The organism is Streptomyces sp. Y2F8-2, assembly GCF_014905555.1.
In the GTDB taxonomy this organism is placed as follows: domain Bacteria; phylum Actinomycetota; class Actinomycetes; order Streptomycetales; family Streptomycetaceae; genus Streptomyces; species Streptomyces cynarae.
On record NZ_BNGS01000004.1, the window covers coordinates 1 to 23,114 of the forward strand.

At 70.6% G+C, this 23,114-nt stretch carries 20 protein-coding genes and 2 pseudogenes; 11 read left to right on the forward strand and 11 right to left on the reverse strand.

The features are described from left to right. Positions 1–378: 378 nt before the first annotated feature. On the reverse strand, positions 379–1,044 hold the full coding sequence (locus SY2F82_RS14405; RefSeq protein ID WP_200419466.1) for an NADPH-dependent F420 reductase: 666 nt from the start codon (positions 1,042–1,044) through the stop codon (positions 379–381). Between the two features lie 104 nt (positions 1,045–1,148). Between SY2F82_RS14405 and SY2F82_RS14410 the strand changes: the two genes are divergently transcribed. From SY2F82_RS14410 to SY2F82_RS14420, 3 genes and pseudogenes are all read left to right on the forward strand, one after another. Then, entirely contained in the window at positions 1,149–1,613 is a 465-nt protein-coding gene (locus tag SY2F82_RS14410; protein ID WP_200419467.1) for a MarR family winged helix-turn-helix transcriptional regulator, read from the forward strand. Positions 1,614–1,938: 325 nt separating this feature from the next. After that, positions 1,939–2,370, forward strand: coding sequence for a M48 family metallopeptidase (locus SY2F82_RS14415; protein ID WP_200420003.1), 432 nt, complete (start codon positions 1,939–1,941; stop codon positions 2,368–2,370). A 126-nt stretch (positions 2,371–2,496) separates the two neighbouring features. Then, positions 2,497–2,759: pseudogene (locus SY2F82_RS14420) on the forward strand (SDR family NAD(P)-dependent oxidoreductase); the annotation flags it as partial. A 127-nt stretch (positions 2,760–2,886) separates the two neighbouring features. Here the strand turns inward: SY2F82_RS14420 and SY2F82_RS14425 are convergent. Continuing rightward, the gene (locus SY2F82_RS14425) at positions 2,887–3,810 is read right to left on the reverse strand and encodes an SDR family oxidoreductase (protein ID WP_200419468.1); all 924 of its coding nucleotides are present in this window, start codon (positions 3,808–3,810) and stop codon (positions 2,887–2,889) included. 87 nt (positions 3,811–3,897) lie between these two features. Here SY2F82_RS14425 and SY2F82_RS14430 point away from each other — a divergent pair, with 87 nt between their 5' ends. Both SY2F82_RS14430 and SY2F82_RS14435 read left to right on the forward strand, forming a co-directional pair. After that, positions 3,898–4,464: a TetR family transcriptional regulator gene (locus SY2F82_RS14430; protein WP_200419469.1), complete on the forward strand. Its 567-nt coding sequence runs from the start codon at positions 3,898–3,900 to the stop codon at positions 4,462–4,464. A gap of 322 nt (positions 4,465–4,786) precedes the next feature. Continuing rightward, the gene (locus tag SY2F82_RS14435; protein ID WP_200419470.1) at positions 4,787–6,979 is read left to right on the forward strand and encodes an MMPL family transporter; all 2,193 of its coding nucleotides are present in this window, start codon (positions 4,787–4,789) and stop codon (positions 6,977–6,979) included. A gap of 82 nt (positions 6,980–7,061) precedes the next feature. Here SY2F82_RS14435 and SY2F82_RS14440 read toward each other — a convergent pair whose 3' ends face one another. Continuing rightward, a complete protein-coding gene (locus SY2F82_RS14440; RefSeq protein WP_200419471.1) occupies positions 7,062–8,522 on the reverse strand; it encodes a serine/threonine-protein kinase in 1,461 nt (486 codons plus the stop codon). Between the two features lie 196 nt (positions 8,523–8,718). Continuing rightward, positions 8,719–10,128, reverse strand: coding sequence for an amino acid permease (locus SY2F82_RS14445; protein WP_200419472.1), 1,410 nt, complete (start codon positions 10,126–10,128; stop codon positions 8,719–8,721). Between the two features lie 281 nt (positions 10,129–10,409). Between SY2F82_RS14445 and SY2F82_RS14450 the strand changes: the two genes are divergently transcribed. From SY2F82_RS14450 to SY2F82_RS14460, 3 genes are all read left to right on the forward strand, one after another. After that, positions 10,410–10,766, forward strand: coding sequence for a hypothetical protein (locus SY2F82_RS14450; protein WP_200419473.1), 357 nt, complete (start codon positions 10,410–10,412; stop codon positions 10,764–10,766). Positions 10,767–10,875: 109 nt separating this feature from the next. Continuing rightward, the gene (locus tag SY2F82_RS14455; protein ID WP_200419474.1) at positions 10,876–11,313 is read left to right on the forward strand and encodes a hypothetical protein; all 438 of its coding nucleotides are present in this window, start codon (positions 10,876–10,878) and stop codon (positions 11,311–11,313) included. Between the two features lie 88 nt (positions 11,314–11,401). Continuing rightward, positions 11,402–11,947: a DUF488 family protein gene (locus SY2F82_RS14460; protein WP_200419475.1), complete on the forward strand. Its 546-nt coding sequence runs from the start codon at positions 11,402–11,404 to the stop codon at positions 11,945–11,947. Positions 11,948–12,055: 108 nt separating this feature from the next. On the opposite strand, the gene SY2F82_RS14465 is transcribed toward SY2F82_RS14460, so the two are convergent. The 5 genes from SY2F82_RS14465 to SY2F82_RS14485 form a co-directional block, all read right to left on the reverse strand. After that, positions 12,056–13,165 carry an FAD-binding oxidoreductase gene (locus SY2F82_RS14465; protein WP_236041449.1) on the reverse strand — a complete coding sequence of 370 codons (1,110 nt, stop codon included), beginning with the start codon at positions 13,163–13,165 and terminating at the stop codon, positions 12,056–12,058. Between the two features lie 179 nt (positions 13,166–13,344). Beyond that, positions 13,345–14,469 carry a LacI family DNA-binding transcriptional regulator gene (locus tag SY2F82_RS14470; protein ID WP_236041451.1) on the reverse strand — a complete coding sequence of 375 codons (1,125 nt, stop codon included), beginning with the start codon at positions 14,467–14,469 and terminating at the stop codon, positions 13,345–13,347. Then, positions 14,469–15,239 (reverse strand): amino acid ABC transporter ATP-binding protein, encoded by a 771-nt coding sequence (locus SY2F82_RS14475; protein ID WP_374707162.1) that lies wholly within the window; start codon positions 15,237–15,239, stop codon positions 14,469–14,471. Before SY2F82_RS14475 ends, SY2F82_RS14470 begins: the two co-directional genes overlap by 1 nt. After that, positions 15,236–15,985: an amino acid ABC transporter permease gene (locus SY2F82_RS14480; protein WP_200419477.1), complete on the reverse strand. Its 750-nt coding sequence runs from the start codon at positions 15,983–15,985 to the stop codon at positions 15,236–15,238. The genes SY2F82_RS14475 and SY2F82_RS14480 overlap by 4 nt, the downstream gene beginning before the upstream one ends. Further along, on the reverse strand, positions 15,982–16,839 hold the full coding sequence (locus SY2F82_RS14485) for an ABC transporter substrate-binding protein (RefSeq protein WP_200419478.1): 858 nt from the start codon (positions 16,837–16,839) through the stop codon (positions 15,982–15,984). Before SY2F82_RS14485 ends, SY2F82_RS14480 begins: the two co-directional genes overlap by 4 nt. 382 nt (positions 16,840–17,221) lie before the next feature. Here SY2F82_RS14485 and SY2F82_RS14490 point away from each other — a divergent pair. Beyond that, a pseudogene (locus tag SY2F82_RS14490) lies at positions 17,222–17,533 on the forward strand (alpha-L-rhamnosidase); the annotation flags it as partial. 144 nt (positions 17,534–17,677) lie between these two features. Here the strand turns inward: SY2F82_RS14490 and SY2F82_RS14495 are convergent. Next, positions 17,678–18,898, reverse strand: a complete 1,221-nt coding sequence (locus SY2F82_RS14495; protein ID WP_236041453.1) for an acyltransferase — start codon at positions 18,896–18,898, stop codon at positions 17,678–17,680. Between the two features lie 131 nt (positions 18,899–19,029). Then, positions 19,030–19,977, reverse strand: a complete 948-nt coding sequence (locus tag SY2F82_RS14500) for an SGNH/GDSL hydrolase family protein (RefSeq protein WP_200420007.1) — start codon at positions 19,975–19,977, stop codon at positions 19,030–19,032. A 259-nt stretch (positions 19,978–20,236) separates the two neighbouring features. On the opposite strand from SY2F82_RS14500, the gene SY2F82_RS14505 reads away from it, so the two are divergent. Next, entirely contained in the window at positions 20,237–20,674 is a 438-nt protein-coding gene (locus SY2F82_RS14505; protein ID WP_200419479.1) for a Fur family transcriptional regulator, read from the forward strand. Positions 20,675–20,708: 34 nt separating this feature from the next. Then, positions 20,709–22,934: a catalase/peroxidase HPI gene (gene katG, locus SY2F82_RS14510; protein ID WP_200419480.1), complete on the forward strand. Its 2,226-nt coding sequence runs from the start codon at positions 20,709–20,711 to the stop codon at positions 22,932–22,934. The last annotated feature ends 180 nt before the right edge of the window (positions 22,935–23,114 follow it).

Here is a 23,114-nt window from a genome sequence, read left to right on the forward strand (position 1 = left end):
GGACGTATGACCTCCGTCGGCGGAACCACCCGCCGGAACAGCGTCCATAACTCATCCGGCACCAACCGCTCAATCAGATCCGTCATGCACGGCTCAACGAACGATCACACCAAAGGAAACGACGTCTTAACCGTGTTGGTTGTGGTGTCGCCCTCAAAGGGCGTTCAGAATGCGGCTGTTCATCACGAACGGCCCGTTGCGGGCCTCACCCTCGCTTGCCGAGCGTGGGGCGGACCCGCGGGAGGGCGTTTCCGCAGAGATGATTGATACGTCATCCAACCTAGACCCCAAGATGGATGACACATCAACTTGTGGGTCGAGTGAGTGGCTTCACATCGAGCGGTTTCACATCGTCGGCCCCCGGCAGGACGAAGGCGCTCAGCCCGCCGGTTCGGCCGAGGTCGAAGCGGCAGCACGTGCTCGGCTCACGGTTCGTCCGCGCTGTGACTCCGGGAACCGGTCGAGCATCGCCCGCAGCTCCGCGGCGCCGACGTTGGCGCCGAAGGGCTCGGTGCCCGGTTCGAGTCGCAGCCCTTCGGCAAGTGGTCCTGCCATGACGGGATCGAACCCGAAAGCGTCGACGAGGCGCGCGACGGTGGCGAGGTCGTCCGGATCGTCGCCGGCGATCGCGATCGCCTTGCGTCCCGGGGTCCCCGCCAGCCGGGCGCCGTCCTCGAGATCGTGGTAGCCCATGTGGTTGAAGGCCTTCACCACACGCGCTCCGTTCAGGTATGCCTGCACGATCTCGCTGGAGGAGGTGAGCGGATCGGTGAGGTCCTCGCGGATCCCGTCGACCTCCCACCAGTGGTTCATCGCGTCGATGACGAGCTTGCCCCGCAGTGCTTCGGCCGGAATGCCGCGGTACTTGCCGAGCGGGAGTGCCAGGATGACGACGTCCGCCTGGGCGCCGGCCTCCGCGGAGGTGACGGCGACTGCTCCCGGTGTGAGGACCTCTGTGGTGAGGGCGATCTCGGCGGGGTCGCCCGATCCGGCGATGAGCACGCGATGGTGGACTCCTGAGCGAACAGATGGTTGATGTGTCAATCATCCAGCGGCGTTATTGACGTGTCAACAAGTTGCTCCGGCGTCAGGCGCCCCGTCCGGCGCAGTGCCAGTGATATATCAACTATTTGGCTACACTCGTCCTCGTGGAGGATTCAGTGAACTGGTTGACCGCGGAGGAGCAGCGCGCATGGCGGAGCTTTGTCCGGTTGCATGAGCGGCTGGGCGGCCGCTTGGCGCGCTTGTTGCAGACGGAATCCAATCTGTCCGCCGCGGATTTCGCCGTCCTGGTCAATCTCACGGACGTGCCGGAGGGGCGGCGGCGCTACCAGGACCTCGCACGTGCACTGGAGTGGGAGAAGAGCAGGATGTCCCACCACATCGCGCGCATGGCCGGGCGGGGGCTGGTAGTGCGGCAGGAGTGTCTCGAGGACGGGCGGGGAGCTTTCGTGGCGATCACGGAGGCCGGTCGTGCGGCCATCGAGGCGGCGGCCCCGCTGCACGTGAAGGCGGTTCGTTCCCTGTTCCTGGACCATGTCACACCGGCGGAGCTGCGGACAGTGGCGGAGGTCTCCGAGCGCGTGGTGGAGAAGCTGGAAGAAGAAGCCTAGCCTGACCGGTCGACCGGTCGGCCGTGCGTGGTCGTGGTGATGGTCGACGGCTTTGATCGGCGTGTCGGCCACGCGGACATTCTCGGTGTCCACCGGGAGGCCGTGCTCGGAGGCGGCGTTGACGTGGACACGCAAAGGGTGCGGCTGCCTGGAATAGAGACGGTCCGGCACACGTTCGGGCAGTCGGTTGATGTATCAACCGCAGCTGGACATGCTCGGTGAGGAGGTCGTACCCGTGCTGTGCAAGGAGTTCGCCACGAACCGGCCGGCCGTTCCCGACACCCCCACCCACGCGTCACTGGGCGCGACCCCTGGAGGAGGACTGATGAGCGACACCTTCAACGGCTACCCGGCGACGGGCGGCGTCGCACCGGACCGCTGGGCGAGCGCCCTGCACCTGTTCGACAACGGCGCCGGCGTTCCGCACGAGGAGACCACGGCGGAGCGCTGGGAGCGGGCCCAGCTGCTGTTCGAGGCGAGGGATTACTCCGGGGCCGCGAAACTGCTCGCCGTGGTCGTCGAGGAGGTCCCCGAGCAGACCGCGCCCCGGCTGCTGCTGGCCCGCGCCTACTACCACTCGGCACAGCTGCGGCGTGCCGAGGAGCAGCTGCGGCAGATCATCGACCGTGACCCCGTGGAGCACTACGCCCACCTGATGCTGGGCCGCACCCTGCAACGCCAGGGCCGTCACGAGGACGCCGCACCCTGGCTGCGCATGGCCGCCGCCTTCACCGGAGAGCTCCCGGCCGACGACTGACATGCCACCGGTGGCGCGACAGCGGGTGGCGGGCTCCATCGGGCCCGCCGCTCACGCCCCCGGGGCGTAAACCCGCTCCGAGCGCGACCGGGAACCGTGATGGGCGCCCGCTGCTCCAGGACCGCGACCAAGGGCGGCCTGCAGTCCGCAACCAAGGCTCTGGCCATCGAGTACGCCACTCGAGGCGTCCGCAGCAACGCCGTCGCGCTCGGAGTCATCAAGACGCCGATGCACTCCGAGGAGTATCACGACACGCTCGCCGGCCTTCACCGCTGGGCCGGATGGGCGAGGTGAGCGACGTCGTCGACGCGGTCGTCCACCTGGAGAACGCCCCGTTCGTCACCGGAGAGATCCTCCACGTCGACGGCGGCCAGAGCGCTGGTCACTGACCAGGGCGTGCGGGTCTCTGGCCCCCGCTCGTGCACACAGTGAAGCCGACGTGCACCTCCGTCCAGGCCGTGCGAGGTGTGGACGGCCGACCGGAGGCGCATCGCGAGACGGCGTCTCGGTGGCTGGTCAGTCGGTGGTGGCAGGGGCGTGGAAGTAATGGCCCTTGTCGAGATCGGTCAGGAGGTCGGGCTGGGTCGGTTCCCAGTCCAGCAGTTCGCGGGTCAGCGTGTTCGACGCCGGGGCGTCGGCGCGGAGGAAGGCGCCCAGCCAGGAGAAGTGCTCCGATGCGGCCTCGGGGGCCACGGAGGCCGTCGGCACGTCGAGGTGACGGCCGATCACCTCGGCGATCTCGCGGATCGCGACACCCTCGTCCGCGACGCCGTGCAACACCGATCCGGCGGGGGCCTTCTCGGCCGCCAGACGGAACAGCCGTGCGGCGTCGAGACGGTGGACGGCCGGCCAGCGGTTGGCGCCGTCGCCGATGTAGCCGGAGACTCCCTTGGTGCGGGCAATGGCCACCAGGGTCGCCATGAAGCCGTTGTCTCCTTCGCCGTGACAGGTCGGAGAGAGCCGCACCACGGACGAGCGCACGCCGCGTGAGGCGAGTGCGAGCACCGCCTGCGCGGTGGCCGGTCGGATCGACGTCGGCGAGTCGTCGATCGTGGGCATGTCCCGCTCGGTCGCCACACGCCCGGGCGCGACTCCGACCAGGCCGGAGGCGAGGACGAAGGGGCGGTCCGTGCCGGCGAGCGCGTCGCCGAAGGCGTCGACGGCGCGGCGATCGGCCTCGGCGGCGCCCTGGAAGTCGCCGGTGAAGGCGATGTCGTGCTTGAAGGCGAGGTGGATCACCCCCTCCGAGGCGGCGGCCGTGTCCCGCAGGACGCCGAGGTCGTCGAGGGTGCCGCGGACGACCTCCGCCCCGGCGGCGGTGAGCGCGTCGGCGGAGGCGTCGGAGCGGGCGAGCCCGACGACCCGGTGCCCCGCGTCGATGAGCTCGGGCACGACGGCGGAACCGATCCAGCCGGACGCGCCGGTGACAAAGATGCGCATGACAGAGACCCCGAACTGTTGATGTCAGTTACTGTCATCGACGCTAACACCTGATGTCAGTTGCTGTCATCACGTTAGGATCGGCGCATGGGTAGATGGGAGCCGAACGCGCGCGGGCGCCTGGCGACGGCGGCGTTGGAGCTGTACAGCGAGCGCGGGTTCGAGCAGACCACCGTGGCCGAGATCGCCAGAAGGGCCGGGCTCACGGAGCGGACCTTCTTCCGGCACTACGCCGACAAGCGCGAGGTGCTGTTCGCCGGCTCCCGTGAACTGGAGGAGCTGCTCGTGCAGGCGGTCGCCGGCGCTCCGGAGTCCGCAGCGCCGATCGACGTGCTGGCGGTGGGCCTCGACGCGGTCTCCGAGATGTTCGCCGACCGGCGCGAGCATGCGCGGAAGCGGCACGCTGTGATCATGGCGAACGCGGAACTCCGGGAGCGCGAACTGATCAAGCTCGCCTCGATGTCGGCCGCGCTCGCCGACACCCTGCGCCGACGGGGCGTGGGGGAGCCGGCAGCGAGCCTGACGGCCGAGGCGGGGGTCGCCGTCTTCAAGGTCGGCTTCGAACGCTGGATCGCGGCGGCCGAGGAACGCGAGATGTCGCAGCTGATGCGGGAATCGCTGGACGAGCTCAAGGCCGTGGCTGCGGGAGGCTAGGAGGAGGCGTACCCGGTGGGCCTGCCGGGTGTCGCCACTGACGGCCCCGCACGGCGGGGGTCGGCGCCGTACGACCTCCAACGCTCCTTTGCCGGACCGGACTTCATTCCTCACCGACGGAGACTCGACAGCCCCGGTCCGAAAGCAACGACTCCTCACAACACAGGACGACCGAGGCAATGGTCTCGGCGTGCGGCCACTACGATCGGATTCCAAGACAACCATTCGACCGGCCCGTTCAGTGCGTGCCGGTCGGGGTCGCCGATGCCAGGGTCCGCTCCCCGGGCTGCGGTGATCTTCCTGCTCAGGAGGACCCTCCCGCATGTTCCGACGTATTGGGAACGCCGTCGTCCGACATCCCGTCTGGACGATCGTGGCATGGTTAATCGCGGCGGTGGCGATCGTCGCCACCGCTCCCAGCCTGCCCTCGAACAGTGACGAGAGCAGTTTCCTGCCCAAGAGTTACGAGTCCATCAAAGCCGCGGATCTCCAGACGAAGGCGTTCCCCAGCGCCTTCACCCCGTCCGCGATCGTGCTGTACCAGCGCACCGACGGCGGCAAGTTGACCGCCGCCGACCAGCAGGACGTCGCCCGGATCACCTCCGAACTGGGCAAGAAGCACATCGACCAGGTGCAGAAGGTCGTCCCCGGCCAGCCGTCGAAGGACGGCAGGTACACCCTGACCCTGGTCCAGATGGACAGCAAGAACGCCGGCCAGCCCAAACAGGCCGACGCGGCCAAGGTGTTGCGCGAGGATGCCAGGGAGCTGGCCAAGGGCACGCATCTCGACGCCAAGCTCGGCGGCTCCGCCGCGCAGGCCCTCGACCAGCAGGACTCGTCCCAGCGCGGTCAGGCCCTGATCGGCATCGGCACCTTCGTGATCATCCTGGTGACGCTGCTGATCATCTTCCGGGCACCGATCCTGGCCGTACTGCCCCTGATCCTGATCGGCCTGGTGTCCGCGGTCGCCAACGGGCTGATCGCTTACGCCACCAAGCTGTTCGACCTGCAGGCCAACAGCTCGATCTCCTCCATCCTGATCGTCGTGCTCTTCGGCGTGGGCACGGACTACTTCCTCTTCCTGATGTTCCGCTACCGCGAACGCCTGCGCGCCGGAGACGAGCCCAAGCAGGCCATGGTCAACGCGGTGGACCGGGTCGGTGAGGCCATCGCCTCGGCCGCCGGAGCGGTCATCATCGCCTTCCTCGCACTGGTGCTGTCCACGCTCGGGTTCCTCAAGCAGATGGGCCCGGCGCTCGCCATCGCGGTCGCCGCCACCCTGATCGCGGGCCTGACCCTGATCCCGGCCGTGGTCTCGCTCATCGGGCCGAAGGTCTTCTGGCCCTCCAAGTCCTGGCAACGCGAGCCGGACAACGCCCGTTTCGCCGCCCTGGGCCGCGGCGTGCAGCGCCGCCCGGCCCTGACCGCCGCGGTGTCCGGACTCGTCCTGGTCGCGCTGTCGCTCGGCACGCTCGGCTACAAGGCCACGTTCGACCTGGCTTCGGGCTCCATGCCCAAGAGCAAGGAGTCCATGGTCGTCCAGGACGAGATGCAGAAGGCGTACTCGGCGGGCGCCGCCGCCCCCACCGACGTCTACCTCTCCAGCACCGACGGCAAGCCGCTGGACAAGACCGCCTTCGACGCCTACGCGAAGAAACTCGGCGACGTGGACGGCGTCGCCGGCGCCCGTATGACCCAGGTCAACAAGGACGGCACCACCGCGGACTTCACCGTCACGCTCAAGTACGAGGCGTCGACGGACAAGGCGATCGACGCCGTGGGCAGGGTGCGCGACATCGCCCACTCCTCCGCCCCACAGGGCACCGAGGCCCTCGTCGGTGGCATGTCCTCGATCTACAAGGACATCAATGCCGCGGTCAACCACGACTACCGGACGGTCTTCCCTGTCGCCGCTGTTCTGATCATGGTCATTCTGGGGCTGCTGCTGCGCAGCGTGGTCGCCCCGTGGTACCTGATCGCCTCGGTGGGCCTCGGCTTCGGCGCCACCCTCGGCGCCACCGTCTGGATCTTCCAGGAGGGGCAGGGACACTCGGGGCTGATGTTCATGCTCCCGGTGATCATGTATCTCTTCGTGGTCGCCATCGGCACCGACTACAACATCCTCATGATCGCCCGGCTCCGCGAGGAGGCCCGGGAGGGCCGCGAGCCACGTGAGGCGGCCGGCATGGCGCTGAGGCACGCCGGGCCGACCGTGGCCGCCGCCGGCTTCATCCTGGCGGCGACCTTCGCCACGATGATGCTGGCGGGCAACTCGCTGCTCACGGAGATGGGTTTCGCGGTCTCCTTCGGCATCGCGGTCGCAGCCTTCGTCATGGCGATGTTCTTCACACCGAGTCTGACCGCGCTGATCGGCCACGCGGCGTGGTGGCCGGGGCACGGGGACCGCGCGGAGGGAGCGCCGGCCCGCACGGCCGCCGAATCCGTCGGTTCCGGGCCCGTCCCCGGCGAGGACCGGGACACGCTCGCGCACGATCCGTCCGGGCGTCGCAGCTAGCGACAGTGTGACGGGCAGGTCTGCCGGGCCGCGCGGCCCGGCAGACCGAACTCGTGACTCCGCACGTCCGGCTGCACACGGGTCAACCGTGGTCTTCGTGTCCCTTGGACACCTCGGACTTCTTGGTCTTCCGGGCCTGCCCTGCCGCGCCTGCCGTGTCGGAATCCGTGGGGGTCCCGGAATCCGCGGCCGTGTCGGAATCCGTGGGCGTCCCGGAATCCGCGGCCGTGTCCGAATCCGTGGGCGTCCCGGAATCCGCGATCTTCTTGGCCTTCCGCTTCGGTTCACGGGCGTCGCGGAGTGCGGTCCCCGGCGGAGTACGGTCGTCAGTGCCGTTGCCGTCGTCCGAGCCGTTCGACACGGGGGAGCGGGAAGTCGTCGAGTCGGACGGGAGCGTGGACGCGGTCGGTCGAGGGACCGCCGTGGACGGTGCTTCCCTGGTCGCGGTCCTGGTCGGTGACTCGGCCGACGGGGAGCTGGGCGGGCCGGATTCGGGTCGTTCGGCGTTGGTGTCGCTGCTGCCCGGAGCCATGACGAGAGTGGCCGTCAGCGTGGCCGAGAGCGCGGTGAGGACGGCGCCCGCTGTACGGCGGCGTGTGTGTTTCGTTTTGCCGGCATGTCCCGTTCCGGTGCGCGGATGTGCGGCTGTGGGCTCGAGCGGAAGCTCCTTGGCTCCCCCGACCGCGGAACCACACATGCGGGCGGGGACCCGCGTATCGGCGCACAGAACGGACAACGCCTGGGCGCAGTGCTCCGCGTCCGGACGGGCCTCGGCGTCCTGAGCGGTCATGGCGCGCAGCAGGCAGGCCAGCTCATGGGGCACCGAGGCCGGGACCACGGGCTGGCGGTGAAGGCGGGCCACAGCGGACTCCAACGGGGTGCCCTCGTATTCCAGTTCGCCCTTCAGACACTCCAGCAGGACCAGGCCGAGCGCGTAGACGTCGGCGGGCGGTCCCACTTCCTTGCCCATGACCTGCTCAGGGGCCAGATAGGCCGCGGTCCCGATCAGTACGTCGGAGGCCGTGTGCCGCGTGGCGTTCACCAGCCGGGCGATGCCGAAGTCCGCCAGGTGAGGGGCTCCGGAGGCGTTCAGCAGGACATTCGACGGCTTCACGTCACGGTGCACGATGCCGGCACCGTGCACATGGGCGAGCGCTTGGGCGAGGGCGGCACCGAGCTCGGCGACGCGCTCGGGAGGCAGGGGCCCGGCGGCCAGGCGCGCGCGCAGAGTCTCGCCCCTGATCAGTTGCATCACCAGATAGGCGCGCCCCCCGTGCCGGCCGGCGTCGTAGATGGTGACCAGCCCCGGGTGCTGCATACGCGCGAGGAGGACGGCCTCCTCGGAGAACCGCTCTTCCATCCGCGGATCGGTGTCCGGCCGGAAGAGTTTGACGGCCACCTCCCGACCGAGGCGGACATCGAACGCCTCATGGACGTCGGCGGCGCCTCCCCGGCCGATCCGGTCGCCCAACCGGTACCGGCCACCCACCATTTCCGAGGAGACACGCAGCGCCGACCGGAACCCGGAACGTGGGCCCTTCATCTGTCCTCCGTCACCGTCACCAGCAGTGCAACCAGCGAAACGCTGCGGGCGCGAGTACCCCCCGCCGCGCCACGCAACCGGACGGAATCGGCGTCAGCCGCCTCTCACATCTGCACGGCCGGGCCCCGCCGCCGGATCCGGCGCTTCCCCGGGCATCCGGCCCGGCCGGGCCCCGACGGCAACCGTCGTCCCGGGATCAGGCCGTCCTCTGCCGCCGGGCTGCCAGCACGGCGTACACGACGACTCCCGCGAACAGGAACAGCACGCCCTGGTACACCGCCGCGTACCCGGCGCCCGCCACGAGCCACAGTGAGAAGGCGGCCGCGACCGACGCGACCACGGCGTCCCGCACCAGCCGCGCCCGGTCGACCAGCTCGCGCCGCCCCGAGACCAGGTGGAAGAGCTGCGCGGCGGTGGCCAGCAGATAGGGCACGGTCGCGGTGAACGTGGTGACGAGGACCAGGATCTCGAAGACCTTCGCCGAGCCCGACGTGTAGTTGTAGACGGTGAGCAGCGAGGCGAGGACGACGGTGACGGCGACGCCGACGGTGGGAACGCCCCGCCGCCGGCGCGCGAAGGGCGCGGGAAACAGGCCGTCCTTGGCCGCGGCGTAGGGGGTCTGGGCGCTCAGCAGCGTCCAGCCGTTGAGGCAGCCGGTCATCGACACGAGCGCGGCGAGCGCGACGGCCCAGCCTCCCCAACTGCCGCCGAACATGGCGTTCACGGCGTCCGAGAAGGGCGCGGTGGACTTCACCAGGCGGTCGTGCGCGACGGTGCCGAAGACGGACAGGGTCCCGAGGAGATAGACCAGCGCCGCGCCCGTGGTGCCGATGACGGTGGCGCGTCCCACGTTGCGCCGGGCGTTCCTGACCTCGCCCGCGCTGACGGCGGCGGACTCCACGCCCAGGTAGGAGAAGAGCAGGATCGCGGCGGAGGCGGACACCGCGCCGATCGCGCTGCCCCCGCCCGCGTGGAACGGGCCGAGGTTGTGCGGGTCGAAGAAGAACAGCCCACCGACGGCGACGAGCAGCAGCGGCGCGAACTTCAGCACGGTGGACACCAACTGGACGGCGCCCACGTAGCGGGTGCCCGCGAAGTTGGCGAGGGCGGGCAGCCACTGCAGGGCCAGCGCGGCCAGGCAGGCGGTCCAGCGGTGACCGTTCACCGGGATCAGCACGTCGAGGTAGCCGACGGCGGCCACGGCGAGCGCCGCGTTCGACACCCAGGTGGTGATCCAGTACGCCCAGGCGGCGAGGAAGCCGGCGAAGTCGCCGAAGGCCTCGCGGGCGTAGACGTAGGGCCCGCCGGTGCGCGGGTCACGCTCGGCGAGCCGGCCGAAGACCAGGGCGAGGGCGATGGCACCGACGGTCAGAACGCCGAAGGCGACCAGGCTGACCGTGCCGTACGGGGCGACGGAGGCCGGGAGCAGGAAGATGCCGCCGCCGATGATGTTGCCCATGACCAGCGCGGTGGCGACGGGCAGACCGAAGCGGCGGGCGTGCCTGCCGTTGTCGCCGCTGGAGTCCTCGGCGGGGGCGGAGGCGGGGGCCGTCAGGGCCTCCTTAGGGGCCGGAGCCGAATGAGGGACGGTTCCGGTGACGTGCATGGGGTGGTGCGCCTTTCATCGAACTGGTGCCCGGGATCGCCGGGGCGGACCCATGGTCCGGCATGGCCCGATGCCGCTCCAAATCGCACGCCTTTGTCCTGGATGACCCCGTCGAGCGCCGCAAAAGATGCGCCGTGACCGGCGCTGAGCCGGGGATCGTTCAGCGGCGGCGGATCTGCATGCCCGGGCGGCGCTTGTGGACGGTGAGGTAGGACAGGCCCTCTTCCCCCGCGGTGAGGCTGCGGGTGGAGCCGCGCGGCAGCCAGAGCAGGGTGCCCTCGGTGAGAGGGCGTGGCCCGTCGGGTTCGGCGGAGGCCGCCCGGGAGGCCGGTCGCGCCTGGGGCCGTTACCTGGCCGACCCGCCGCCTCCGTTCCGGCGGCTGACGGAGGAGGAGGCGATCACCCGGCTCACCGCCCTGCTGGCCGACCTCGGCTTCGCTCCGGAACCCGAGCAGGGCGCCCCGGCGCCGGAGATGATCCGGTTGCGGCACTGCCCCTTCCTGGAGTTGGCCGAGGAGTACGGGTCCGTCGTCTGCCCGCTGCACCTGGGCCTGATGCAGGGCGCGCTGGCGGAGTGGGCCGCCCCGGCCCCGGTCACCGCCACCGCACTGGAGCCGTTCGCCGAACCCGGTGCCTGACTGACGCACCTGCGACACGCGGCCCGGCCCGGCGCAGGAGGACGGGCACACGAACCGACGGAGCCGGCGCCGACGGGGCCGACCGCCGCACAGAAGGGCGAATGAGGGAATGAATACGACGGGGGCCACGATCGCGTCCGCGGTGGTCTTCGTGTGGCTCGGCATGGTCCTGGCGATCTCCTTCCTGGAGGCGCCGCTGAAGTTCCGTGCCCCCGGAGTGACGGTTCCCATCGGGCTCGGCATCGGCCGCCTGGTCTTCCGCGCGCTGAACCTCGCCGAGGCCGTATGGGCCGCCGTCCTGATCGCGGTGGTGGCGGCCGAAGGCCCGCCGACGGGGGTCGTCGTGCTCACCGTGTGCGTGGTGGCGCTGCTCGCGGTGCAGCTCGGCCTGGTCCGGCCGCTTCTGAACCGGCGGTCCGATCGCGTGCCGGCCGGAGAGACCGGGGAGGACGCGCCCCGCTCCCGGGCGCACCTGTACTACGTGGCCCTGGAGATCCTCAAGGTCGTCGGCCTGATCGCGCTGGGCGTCAGTGTGCTGACGCGGTGAACCGAACCGCACGGGGAGGACCCACAACCGGGGCCTGCCGCCGAGCCGGTGCGGCTGCGGGACCAGGCGGTCGGACGATCCTGGACGTATGAGGCAACAGGCGCTCGTCACCTTTGGGCACGGTACGGCGGACCGCGACCGGCTCTCGGACCTGTTGCGCGCGGCGGGGATCGCCGCCGTGGTGGATGTCAGGACCGCGCCGGGAAGCCGCCGCAACCCGGACGTCGGCAGGGAGCGGCTGCGGCAGTGGCTGCCCGAGTGCGGGATCGCCTACCGCTGGGAGCCGCGGCTGGGCGGATTCCGCAAGGTGCCTCACGACTCACCCGACACCGTGTGGCGCAACGAGTCCTTCCGCGGGTATGCCGGACACACCCGGACGGCCGAGTTCGTCGATGCGATCACGCTGCTCCTCGAGGAAGCCGCACAGCGCCGGACGGCCGTGATGTGCGGGGAGGCCGTCTGGTGGCGCTGCCACCGTCGCCTCATCGCCGACTTCGTGGTGCTCGCACGCGGGCGGCCCGTCCTGCATCTGATGCACGACGGCCGGCTCGTCCCGCACTCCCTCAGCCAGGGAGTGCGGCTGCGCGACGACGGACTGCTCGTCTACGACGTGCGGCCTCCGGCCGGGGAGTGAGGGGGCGGGCCCCACGGGGACCGGCCTGTGCCGCGCGAGGCCGGGGTACCGGACCGGCACGGCGGAACGGCAGGGTGCCCCCGGCGCACCCTGCCGCTCCGGGCGGGGTCAGCCGAAGCGGCCCGGACGGAAGGCCGCGAGGAGCGGGCTGGGCTCCCCGGTGACGATCTCGTCTGCCAGCAGTTCACCCGCGATCAGAGCGAGCGTCGCCCCGCTGTGCGTGAACGCCACGAACAGGCCGGGTACTTCGTCGAGTTCGCCGAAGACCGGCTCGCCGTCGCCGGGGATCGGCTTGGGACCGACCCCGTAGGAGGCGGCGGTCAGCACGGGGTTGCCCTCCAGCACGGCCGACGCCTCGCGCAGCAGCTGCTCGACCGTGGCGTCCTTGACCTCGTAGCTGCCGTCCGGGTGCACGACCACCTCGTCCGCCGCCGCGTCGGAGTCCATCACCAGGGAACCGTCCGGCGCCGGACGCACCGCCACACCCGGGGTGTTGAGCACCGCTCGCAGCGCGGTGTCCACGGGCGGGGTCCGCACCAGGAGGGCCACCGGGGTGGCGTCCGGGATGACGACACCGTATTCCTGAACCGTCCGCGGCACGGCGGCACCGGTCGCCAGAAGCACGGCGTCGACGTCGATCCGCTCACCCGACCCGGTCCGCACGGCCCTGGCACGGCCCCCCTCCACCACGACGGATGCCGCTCCCGCACCGGTGACGATCCGGCCGCCGGCCCCCGTGAGGTCGGCGGCGAGCTGCCGGACGAGCGCCGCGAGGTCCACCCAGCCCTCACCGGGGTTGAAGATCGCCCCCTCGTCGGGGACGGCGGCCGGGTCGACGCCCGGCGTCCAGTCGGCGACCTCGTCGCGGTTCAGCCACACCGCGTCGTAGCCGCACCGCCGCATATGGGCGAACGCCGAGCGATGCGGCTCGGCGTCACCGGACGGCGCCCAGGTCAGCCCGCCGTGGAAGCGGAGGTAGGGGGAGGAGGACGGAACCCGGTGTGCGAACGTGCGGTAGCGGTCCAGGCCCAGCATCCGCAGGTCGTGGTAGGCCGCCGACCGGACGCCGGGACCGCCGAAGGAGTTCAGCCACGACAGGGAGCGCCCCGACGCGCCCGAGGCCAGGTCGGAGTCGGTGACCAGGACGACCTCCGCGCCGCGCCGTGCGAGCTGTGCCGCGGTCGACACGCCGAGCACGCCACCGCCGACCACGGCCACGCGGCGACGACTGGAGGAAGAGAAGGACGAAGGTGAGGAAACGGGCATGGTGAACGTACCTTTCCGTGGGCGCCGTGAGGGATGCGCTCGCAAGAGCGTGTTGTGTGTGCGTGCGTCGCGTCGTGATCGTGCCGCGCTGAGTGAGGACGAGGGTGAGGGCCTCGGGGCGAGGCCCTGTGTCAGTCGGCGAGGGCGTCGCCGCGCCGCGGCTCCGCGGCGCTGGAGCGGACGAGCAGCCGGGTGGGGAGCACGATCCGTTCGCCGGGGCTGTCGTCGCCCTTGATGCGGGCGAAGAGCCGCTCGGCCGCGGTGCGTCCCATGTCCATCGGCGACTGGCCCACCACGGTCAGCGGCGGGTCGACCAGAGTCGTCCAGTCCAGGTCGTCGAAGCCCACCAGGGAGATGTCGCCCGGGAGGGCGAGGCCCCGCTGCCGGACGGCCGTGAACAACCCCTGGGTGGCGACGTTGTCGGCGGCGAAGACGGCGGTCGGCGGCTCGGGAAGCGACAGCAGCGCGTGGGCCTCCTTCTCGAACTCGGCGGCGTCCCCGATCACCGAGCAGCGGATCAGCTCCCGGGACGACGCCGCGCCGTACGCGTCCAGAGCGGCCAGGTAGCCGCGGATGCGGTCGATCGAGGGGCGCGCCGCACCCCGTACGGTCAGCCGGCCGCTGCCCGAGATGACCAGTTCGGGGCTTTCGTCGGGATCCACGTACAGGAGCATTCCGATCCGCCGGTGGCCCAGCTCCAGCAGATGCTCGACCGCCTCCTGAGCGGCGCCCTCGTTGTCGATGACGACGCTGTCCGCGTCCAGGGCGCTGCTGTGGCGGTCGAGCAGGACCACCGGCACCCCGAGGTCCTGGGCGCGCCGCAGGTGGGCGACGTCGATCACGGCGTTCGGTGCGACGACCAGGCCCTCGATCTGCTTCTCCAGAAAGACCTTGACCGCGGCCCGTTCGGCGTCCATGCGGTCGTCGCTGTTGGCCAGGATCGCCTCGTAGCCCTCCTCGCGGGCCACATCGCAGATGCCGCGCATCGCGGTGGCGAAGTAGGGATTGGAGATGTCGACCCCGATGAAGCCGATGGTGCGGGTGCCGCCGGAGCGCATGCTGCGGGCGACGCCGTTGGGGGAGTAGCCGAGCCTGGCGGCGGCGGCCCGCACCTGGTCGCGCAGGGCGTCGCCGACCCGGCCGTAGTCGCCGAGTGCGCGGCCCGCGGTGGCCACCGACACGCCGGCCTCGCGGGCCACGTCGGCCACCGTCGGACGCCTGCGCCCGCCCTGCGCTCCCGTACCGTTCGCCGCCATCACAGCACCTGCGAGAGGAACTTCTTCAGCCGCGCGGACCGCGGCGCGTCGAAGACCTGCTCCGGCGGCCCGGACTCCACGACGACTCCCGCATCCATGAACACCACTGTATCGGCGACCTGCCGGGCGAAGCCCATCTCGTGGGTCACGACCACCATGGTCATGCCCGCGCCGGCCAGCCCGGCCATCAACTCCAGGATTCCCTTGACCAGTTCGGGGTCCAGCGCGCTGGTGGCCTCGTCGAACAGCATCACCTGCGGCTCCATGGCCAGAGCCCGGGCGATGGCGACCCGCTGCTGCTGCCCGCCGGACAGCTGGGCCGGCCGGTGTCCGCCACGGTCGCCGAGCCCGACGTCGTGCAGACGCCGCAGCGCGATCTCGCCGGCCTCCTCCTTCGACAGCTTCTTCACGGTGCGCAACGCCAGCGTGATGTTCTGCAGGGCCGTCTTGTGCGGGAACAGGTTGAACTGCTGGAACACCATGCCGATGCGTTGCCGCAGCACGTCGGGGTCCATCGCCGCGGTGTCCTCGCCGTCCAGCAGGACTTCCCCCGACGTGCGGGTCTCCAGGCCGTTCAGACAGCGCAGCAGGGTCGACTTGCCCGAGCCGGAGGGGCCGATGACGCACACCACCTCACCGGCCGGCGCCGTCAGGTCCGCACCGCGCAGCACCTCGACGGGCCCGAACCGCATCCGGATGTCGCGCGCCTGAAGGGAGGCGCCCGTGTACCGCTGCTCGGTCGGGGAGACGGTCAGGTCCGGCGTCCTCACACCAGCACCTCCTTCGGGTCGACGAGCGAGGGCTCCTCGGGGGCCGCCGCCGGACGGGAGCCCTCGCGCAGCCGCCGGTCGATGTGGTTGACAAGGTGGGTGAGGGGGACCGTCAGCAGCAGGTAGCACAGGCCGGTGGCCAGCAGCGGTGACAGGTTGCCCGAGGTCACCGACTCGTCCTCGCCGATCCGGAACAGCTCGCGCTGGGTGGTGATCAGCCCCAGGAAGTACACCAGGCTGGAGTCCTTGATGATGCCGATGAACTGGTTCACCATCGCCGGCAGCACCCGCCGCACACCCTGCGGCACCACCACCAGGCGCAGCGCCTGGCCGTGGGTGAGGCCGAGGGCCCGGCACGCCTCGCCCTGCCCCTTGTCGACGCTCTGGATGCCCGAGCGGAAGATCTCCCCGATGTACGCCCCGGACATCAGGCTCAGCGCCAGGATGGCCGCCGGGTACGGCGAGGCCAGCCAGCTGATCCGGGCCGCGAACACACCCTCGCCGATCACCAGGATGGTGAGCGCGGCGGGCATACCGCGGAAGACGTCGGTGTAGACGCGGGCGGGGAACCGCAGCCAGGAGCGGGACGACAGGGCCATGACCGCGAGCACCATGCCGATGACACTGCCGAGGAGCGCGGAGAGCACCGACAGCAGCAGGGTGTTGCGCAGGCCGTAGGTGAGCAGGTCCGGCAGTACCCGCCCGATCAGATGCCAGTCGAAGAAGTTGCCGAGGAGGTCGTTCACTTCAGCGCCTTCGCCTTGTACGGGGGAAGCTGGCTGCTGCTCGGCACCGGGTCCTCGGGGAAGTACTTCTTGTAAAGCTTCAGCCAGGTGCCGTTGGCGACGACTTCCTTCAGTGCGGTGTCGAGCTTGCTCCGCAGCGCGGTGTTGCCCTTGCGGACCGCCCAGCCGGCGGGGAAGTCGGTGGCGGGGACGGTGAGGGGCTGGCTCAGGTGCAGGGCCGGGTACTTGCCGGCGATGGCGCGGTTGGGACCGTAGTCGTTGAAGAACCCGTCGACGCGGCCGTTCTTCAGGGCCAGGGCGGCGGTGTTGTTGTCGGGGAAGCGGACGATCTGCGCGCCGGGGATCAGCGTGGCGGAGTTGACGTCGGTGATGGACCCCTGGAGAACCGCGATCCTCTTCCCCTCGACGCTGGAGACCTTGGACGTGATGCCGCTCTTGGCGGCCGTCAACAGGCCGAAGTAGCCCGCGAGATAGCCGTCGGAGAAGTCGACCATCCTCACACGGTCGGTGGTGATGCCCACGGCCGCGGCGGCCACGTCGAACTGCCGGTTGTTGACCGCAGGCAGCAGCCCCGCGAAGTCCAGCGAGACGAACTCCGGCTTCAGCTTCAGCTTCTGTGCCGCTGCCGAGATCAGGTCGACGTCGAAGCCGGTCAGCTTGCCGTTCTCCTCGTACGTGTACGGCTTGGTGTTGTTCGACGTGCCGACCTTCAGCGTGCCGGCCTGGGTCACGCCGGACGCGTTCGCGGCCGAAGAGCTCGCGTCCGCCGCGGAACCGGAACCGCAGCCGGTCGCGGCGAGGGCCAGCACGGCCGCTGCGGCGGCCACCCCTCTGACTGAGCGGAACTTCCCCATGTCTCCTCCATGCGTGCTGGAACGTCATGTGTGCGCTGAGCACCGGACCCGTGCCCGGGCGCACGGGATTCCGGCCGGTGGTGCGGGTGGTGACGGCCTGATCGACGGGGCCGAACGGCGGTTGCCGGGTGGTCGACGACTGCGGAGCCGGATGCCCCTCCGCGGCCGCGGGCGGCACGCGAGGGGCGCGAGAGGGTGTTCCCGCGCTGGCTGAGAACGTTCTCTCGGGGTGTCGGGAGAACGTTCTCCCCGTTGGGGTGAGAGAACGTTCTCACGTGCGTCGTGAGCGGTCAATACCCGCGTCGGAGTTGTTGCGGTGTGGGCATGCCGCCCCGACGTGCCGCAGATGTGAACCGGCGAACTCCACGCGCAAGGAGACGGCGGGACTGGGCGCACTCGGTCGGCATGGGACGCGTCCCACGGTGCGTATCTGGACCTCGGACAGGTCAGCGACACGTTCCGGGTGACCGTCAACGGCATGCGACTGGCACCCGCCGACCGCCTGCGCCCCGTCGTCGACGTCGGCGCCCTGCTGCGCCACGGCGACAACACCCTGGAGATCGAGGTGGCGACACCGCTCATCAACCGTCTCAGGGTCGTCCAGCCGGCCGTGTTCGGCGCGGCGGCCCGCCAGGCCCACGGTCTCGTCGGACCTGTGCGGCTGGTGCCGTACGTGCAGGCGACCGTGGGCTGAGGCGGACCGGCACACCGGGCTGCTGCCGGTGATCCCTTGCACTCCCGGCTCCGCCGGGTGCGCCGCGGTCGAGCCGCTCCCGGTGGGGAACGGCTCGACCAGGGCGCACGGCGCGGTCGTCGCCGGTCTTGTGCGGCGCCCCCGTCAGTCGGGTGCCGCGGCCGGAACCTCGCGGGCGGGTGCGACGGGCTCCGGCCTGGCGGCCCTCGGGGCCGACTGTGTGCGGGGGGACCGGCGGCCGCCGAGCAGCAGCCGTCGTGCGGGGCGTTCCACCTTCTCGTACAGCACCCAGGACAGGGCGAGCGACAGGCCGAACACGATGGCGGTGGTGGCGACGGCCGTCGGCAGACCGAAGCGGGGCAAGTTGCCGAACAGGGTGGTGCCGGCCCGCAGCACCAGAAGGTGGATCATGTAGAACGCGAACGAGAGTTCCCCCAGGCGCACCAGTCTCCGGTGCCGCCAGAGCGAGGGCAGGCCGCGCAGGTCGGCGACGGCCGCCGCCGGGATGAGCAGCGCGAAGCCGATGAGGGTGCAGGCGGTGGCCGGGTAACCCCCGTCGGTGATCTGCGGCACGAGGAAGTAGCCGATGATCGCCAGGGCGAGTGAGGCATCCAGGCCGGGACCGCGCCACCGTTCGAGCCGCACCAGCCGGGCGGTGGCGGCGCCGAGGACGAACTCGGGCAGGCGGGCGGCGGGGAGCGAGTAGAGCGACTGGCTCACCCAGTTGTGCATGTCCGCCCGGGCGAGGACCAGGACCGCCAGCACGGACGCCCCGGCCAGCGCCGCCGAAGCCCGGGGTCCCAGACGGCGCAGGACGACCAGCATCAGCGGGAAGGCGGCGTAGAAGAAGGCCTCGCAGGCCAACGACCAGCTGACCGGGTTCAGCGTCTGCCACCAGGACTGCCGCCAGGAGTGCACCAGCAGCACGTTGGCCACTCCCTGAACCGCCGTCGGCTTCGCCAGATGGGGCGGCGTGTAGACCATGATCAGCGCGATCCCGGCGGTGACCAGATGAACGGGAAAGACACGGGCGATGCGCCGCCGCCAGAAGGAGACCGCGCGGTCGTTCGGCCGCGCGGTCCACATCAGAACGAACCCCGACAGGATGAAGAAGAACGACACCCCGGTGCTACCGGCTTGGAACGCCCAGGTCATGATGTGGCCGCCGGTGCCTCCGAAATAGCCGAAGTTGCCCACGTGCAGTCCGAAGACCAGGAGCGCGGCCATCCAGCGCAGTCCGGTGAGGGACGGCAGCGAGGGCGCCGGAGCGGACGGAGGGACTCTTGTGGCGGGCTCGGTGGTGGCGGCGGATGCTGTCCGGGGCGCCGTCATCGTGTCGTCTACCGGGGGTGTGCGAACGGGCATGCAGGGGACCGTTGCCCGTTCGCCGCGTTTCATTCGGGGGCAGTAGGGAACATCACACCGGCACGGACGATCTCCTTCGGAGGCGTGTCCGGATCCGCCGCAAAAGGGCGGGGTTGCGGGTGCCGCCCGGCTCAGTGATCTCCGCGTCCCTCGCCCAGGCGCTCGAGCACGGCCCGCGCCATGGCTTCCTCGCCCAGGGCGTTGGGGTGCGCGGGGGCCGCGGGCGAGGCGGGCTGCAACGGCTCGATCCAGCGGTCCGTCGGGGCCTTGCACATGTCGTGGCCGCGCGTGGGACCGTAGGTGTCGACGTACTCCGCCCGGTTCCACTCCGCCACCAGACGGAGCATCAGGTTCAGTCGCTTCTCGGTGTCCCGCAAATAGGGGAAGTCCTTCGACGCGAACGGGACCGAGGGGGAGCAGCCGCTGCCGTCGTCGGGCAGGAGGTCCGGGTAGCCGACGACGAGCACTCGGGCGTGCGGTGCCCTGACGTGCACGGCCCGCAGCACACGGTCCACCTTCGGCGCCGTCTGCGCGATGGCGAGCGTCAACCGGTCGATCCCGGAGGAGGCGTAGGACCGCCGGCACGGATCGCCTGTCGGGTCCTCGGAGCTGAGGCGGGCGCAGGTGGCGATGATGGAGCCGAAACCGATGTCGTTGCCGCCGATCTGAACGGTCACCAGATCGGTGTCGCGCCGCACCGCGTCGAGCTGGGGCGCGTTGGTGCCCTGCGCCTTCCACATGTTGTCGGTCGTCGCTCCGCCGCAGCTCACGTCCTTGAACGCGGTCACGTGCCGCTCCGCCGCCACGAGCGAGGGGTAGTTGTGGTCGGAGCGGGCGCAGGCGGCGTCCACCTGCCGGGGGATGGCAGGGCCGGAGGTGTAGGAGTCCCCGAGTGACACGTAGTGCGTGTCGCGGCCGGGTTCCGCCCCGCGCGCCGCGGCAGGGGCCGTGGAGGCGGCGAAGAGGACGCAACCGCCGAGGGCCGCGCCCACGGCGAGCGGCCATCGGCGGCGTCTCGCCGCTCCAGATCCCGCCGCGCCAGGTGCCGCCGCTCCGTCCGGATTCGTGTCGTGCGCCATGGAAAGCCCGGCGTGCGCCATGGAAGTCCTCCCCCTGAGGCCGGAACGGCGCGCGGAGCCCGCGTCGGGCGGCGGCCGGCGCACGTTCGCCGGGGCCTGTATACCGGTCGCCGCGTCACCGGGGCCAGGGGTGGGACGCGGGCATTTCATGGCATGGCCGCTTCAAAGGGCCGGGCGCACGGTCCCCGCCGCGACGCACCAAAAGTTGGTTCGCTCGTTTTCTTGAACTATTCGTGTTTGCGGGGGTAGGTTCGACGCCATGACCGCATCCCGGACTCCGACCACCGCCGAGGAGCTGCGCGGTGCCGGCCTGCGGGTGACGGCGGCCCGCGTCGCGCTGCTGGAGACCGTCCGGGAAGGCGATCACCTCGGCGTCGAGGCGATCGCCTCCGGAGTGCGCGACCGCGTAGGACACATCTCGCTTCAAGCCGTGTACGAGGCCCTCCACGCGCTCACCGCGGCGGGGCTCATACGCCGTATCGAACCGGCCGGCAGCCCCGCCCGGTTCGAGGGACGCGTCGGCGACAACCACCACCACGTCGTGTGCCGGTCGTGCGGCGCCGTCGCCGACGTCGACTGCGCGGTCGGCGAGGCGCCCTGCCTGACCGCGTCCGACGACCACGGCTTCTCGATCGACGAGGCCGAGGTCGTCTACTGGGGCCTGTGCTCCGCATGTTCCACCGCCCGCAGTTCCTGAGCACCGTGATCCGCTCTCATCCGGAAGGATTGCCATGACCGAGAACCACGACGCAGTCGTCACAGACCCGAAGACGGAGGGTGGAGGCGGCGGCTGCCCCGTCGCGCACGGGCGCGCCCTGCACCCGACGCAGGGCGGCGGCAACCGCCAGTGGTGGCCGGAGCGGCTCAACCTGAAGATCCTCGCCAAGAACCCCGCCGTGGCCAATCCCCTCGGTGAGGAGTTCGACTACGCCGAGGCGTTCAAGTCCCTCGACCTGCAGGCGGTGAAGCGGGACATCGCCGAGGTGCTGACCACGTCGCAGGACTGGTGGCCCGCCGACTTCGGCAACTACGGCCCGCTGATGATCCGCATGGCCTGGCACAGCGCGGGCACCTACCGCATCAGCGACGGCCGCGGCGGCGCCGGCGCCGGCCAGCAGCGCTTCGCCCCGCTCAACAGCTGGCCGGACAACGGCAACCTCGACAAGGCCCGCCGTCTGCTGTGGCCGGTCAAGAAGAAGTACGGCCAGAGCATCTCCTGGGCCGACCTCATGATCCTCACCGGCAACGTCGCCCTGGAGCAGATGGGATTCAAGCCCTTCGGCTTCGGTGGCGGCCGCGAGGACGTCTGGGAGCCGGAGGAGGACGTCTACTGGGGTCCCGAGACCACCTGGCTCGACGACCAGCGCTACACCGGCGACCGCGAGCTGGAGAACCCGCTCGGCGCGGTCCAGATGGGCCTGATCTACGTCAACCCGGAGGGCCCGAACGGCAACCCGGACCCGATCGCCGCGGCCCGCGACATCCGTGAGACGTTCCGCCGCATGGCGATGAACGACGAGGAGACCGTCGCCCTGATCGCCGGTGGCCACACCTTCGGCAAGACCCACGGTGCGGGCCCGGCGGACCACGTCGGCGCGGACCCCGAGGCCGCCCCGCTGGAGGAGCAGGGCCTGGGCTGGAAGAGCACCTACGGCACCGGCAAGGGCGCGGACGCCATCACGTCCGGCCTGGAGGTCACCTGGACCGCCACGCCGACCCAGTGGAGCAACGGGTTCTTCAAGAACCTCTTCGAGTACGAGTACGAGCTCGAGCGGAGCCCGGCCGGCGCCCACCAGTGGGTGGCCAAGGACGCCCCGGAGATCATCCCCGACGCGCACGACCCGTCGAAGAGGCACCGCCCGCGGATGCTCACCACCGACCTGTCGCTGCGCTTCGACCCGATCTACGAGCCGATCTCCCGCCGGTTCTACGAGAACCCGGAGGAATTCGCGGACGCCTTCGCCCGCGCCTGGTACAAGCTCACCCACCGCGACATGGGTCCGAAGTCGCTGTACCTCGGTCCGGAGGTCCCGGAGGAGACCTTGCTGTGGCAGGACCCGCTGCCCCGGCGCGAGGGCGAGCTGATCGACGACGCGGACATCGCGACCCTGAAGACCAAGCTGCTCGACTCGGGCCTCACCGTGTCCCAGCTGGTCACCACCGCCTGGGCGTCCGCCTCCACCTTCCGCGGCAGCGACAAGCGCGGCGGCGCCAACGGCGCCCGCATCCGCCTCGCCCCGCAGCGTGGCTGGGAGGTCAACGACCCGGACCAGCTCGCCCAGGTGCTGCGCGTCCTCGAGGGCGTCCAGCAGGAGTTCAACGCCTCCTCCGGCGCCAAGCAGGTCTCCCTGGCCGACCTCATCGTCCTCGGCGGTGCCGCCGCCGTGGAGAAGGCCGCCAAGGAAGCCGGCTTCGAGGTCGAGGTGCCCTTCACCCCGGGCCGCGTGGACGCGGGCGAGGAGCACACCGACGTCGAGTCCTTCGAGGCGCTGGAGCCGACGGCGGACGGCTTCCGCAACTACCTGGGCAAGGGCAACCGCCTGCCGGGCGAGTACCTGCTGCTCGACAAGGCGAACCTGCTCACCCTGAGCGCCCCCGAGACGACCGTCCTCGTCGGCGGTCTGCGCGTCCTCGGCGCCAACCACCAGGGTTCGCAGCTCGGTGTCTTCACCAAGACGCCCGGCGTCCTCACCAACGACTTCTTCGTCAACCTGCTCGACCTGGGCACGACGTGGAAGGCGACCTCCGAGGACCAGACCACGTTCGAGGGCCGTGACGCCGCCACCGGCGAGCTGAAGTGGGCCGGCAGCCGGGTCGACCTCGTCTTCGGCTCCAACTCCGAGCTGCGCGCGCTCGCGGAGGTCTACGCCAGTGACGACGCGAAGGAGAAGTTCGTCAAGGACTTCGTCGCGGCGTGGGACAAGGTGATGAACCTCGACCGGTTCGACCTCGTCTGATCGTCCCGATCACGACGCCCGGGCAGGCCCGCACGGCCGGCCCGGGCGTCGTCCGTTTGTGGACACCGCATAGCCCGCCCCTCTCCGAATGAGACCAAAATCCGCTCACCCCTGAAATTCCGCTAAAAAGACGTATAAATTGTCTGGAAGTGGACGGTGGAAAGGGGACCCGGTCATGTC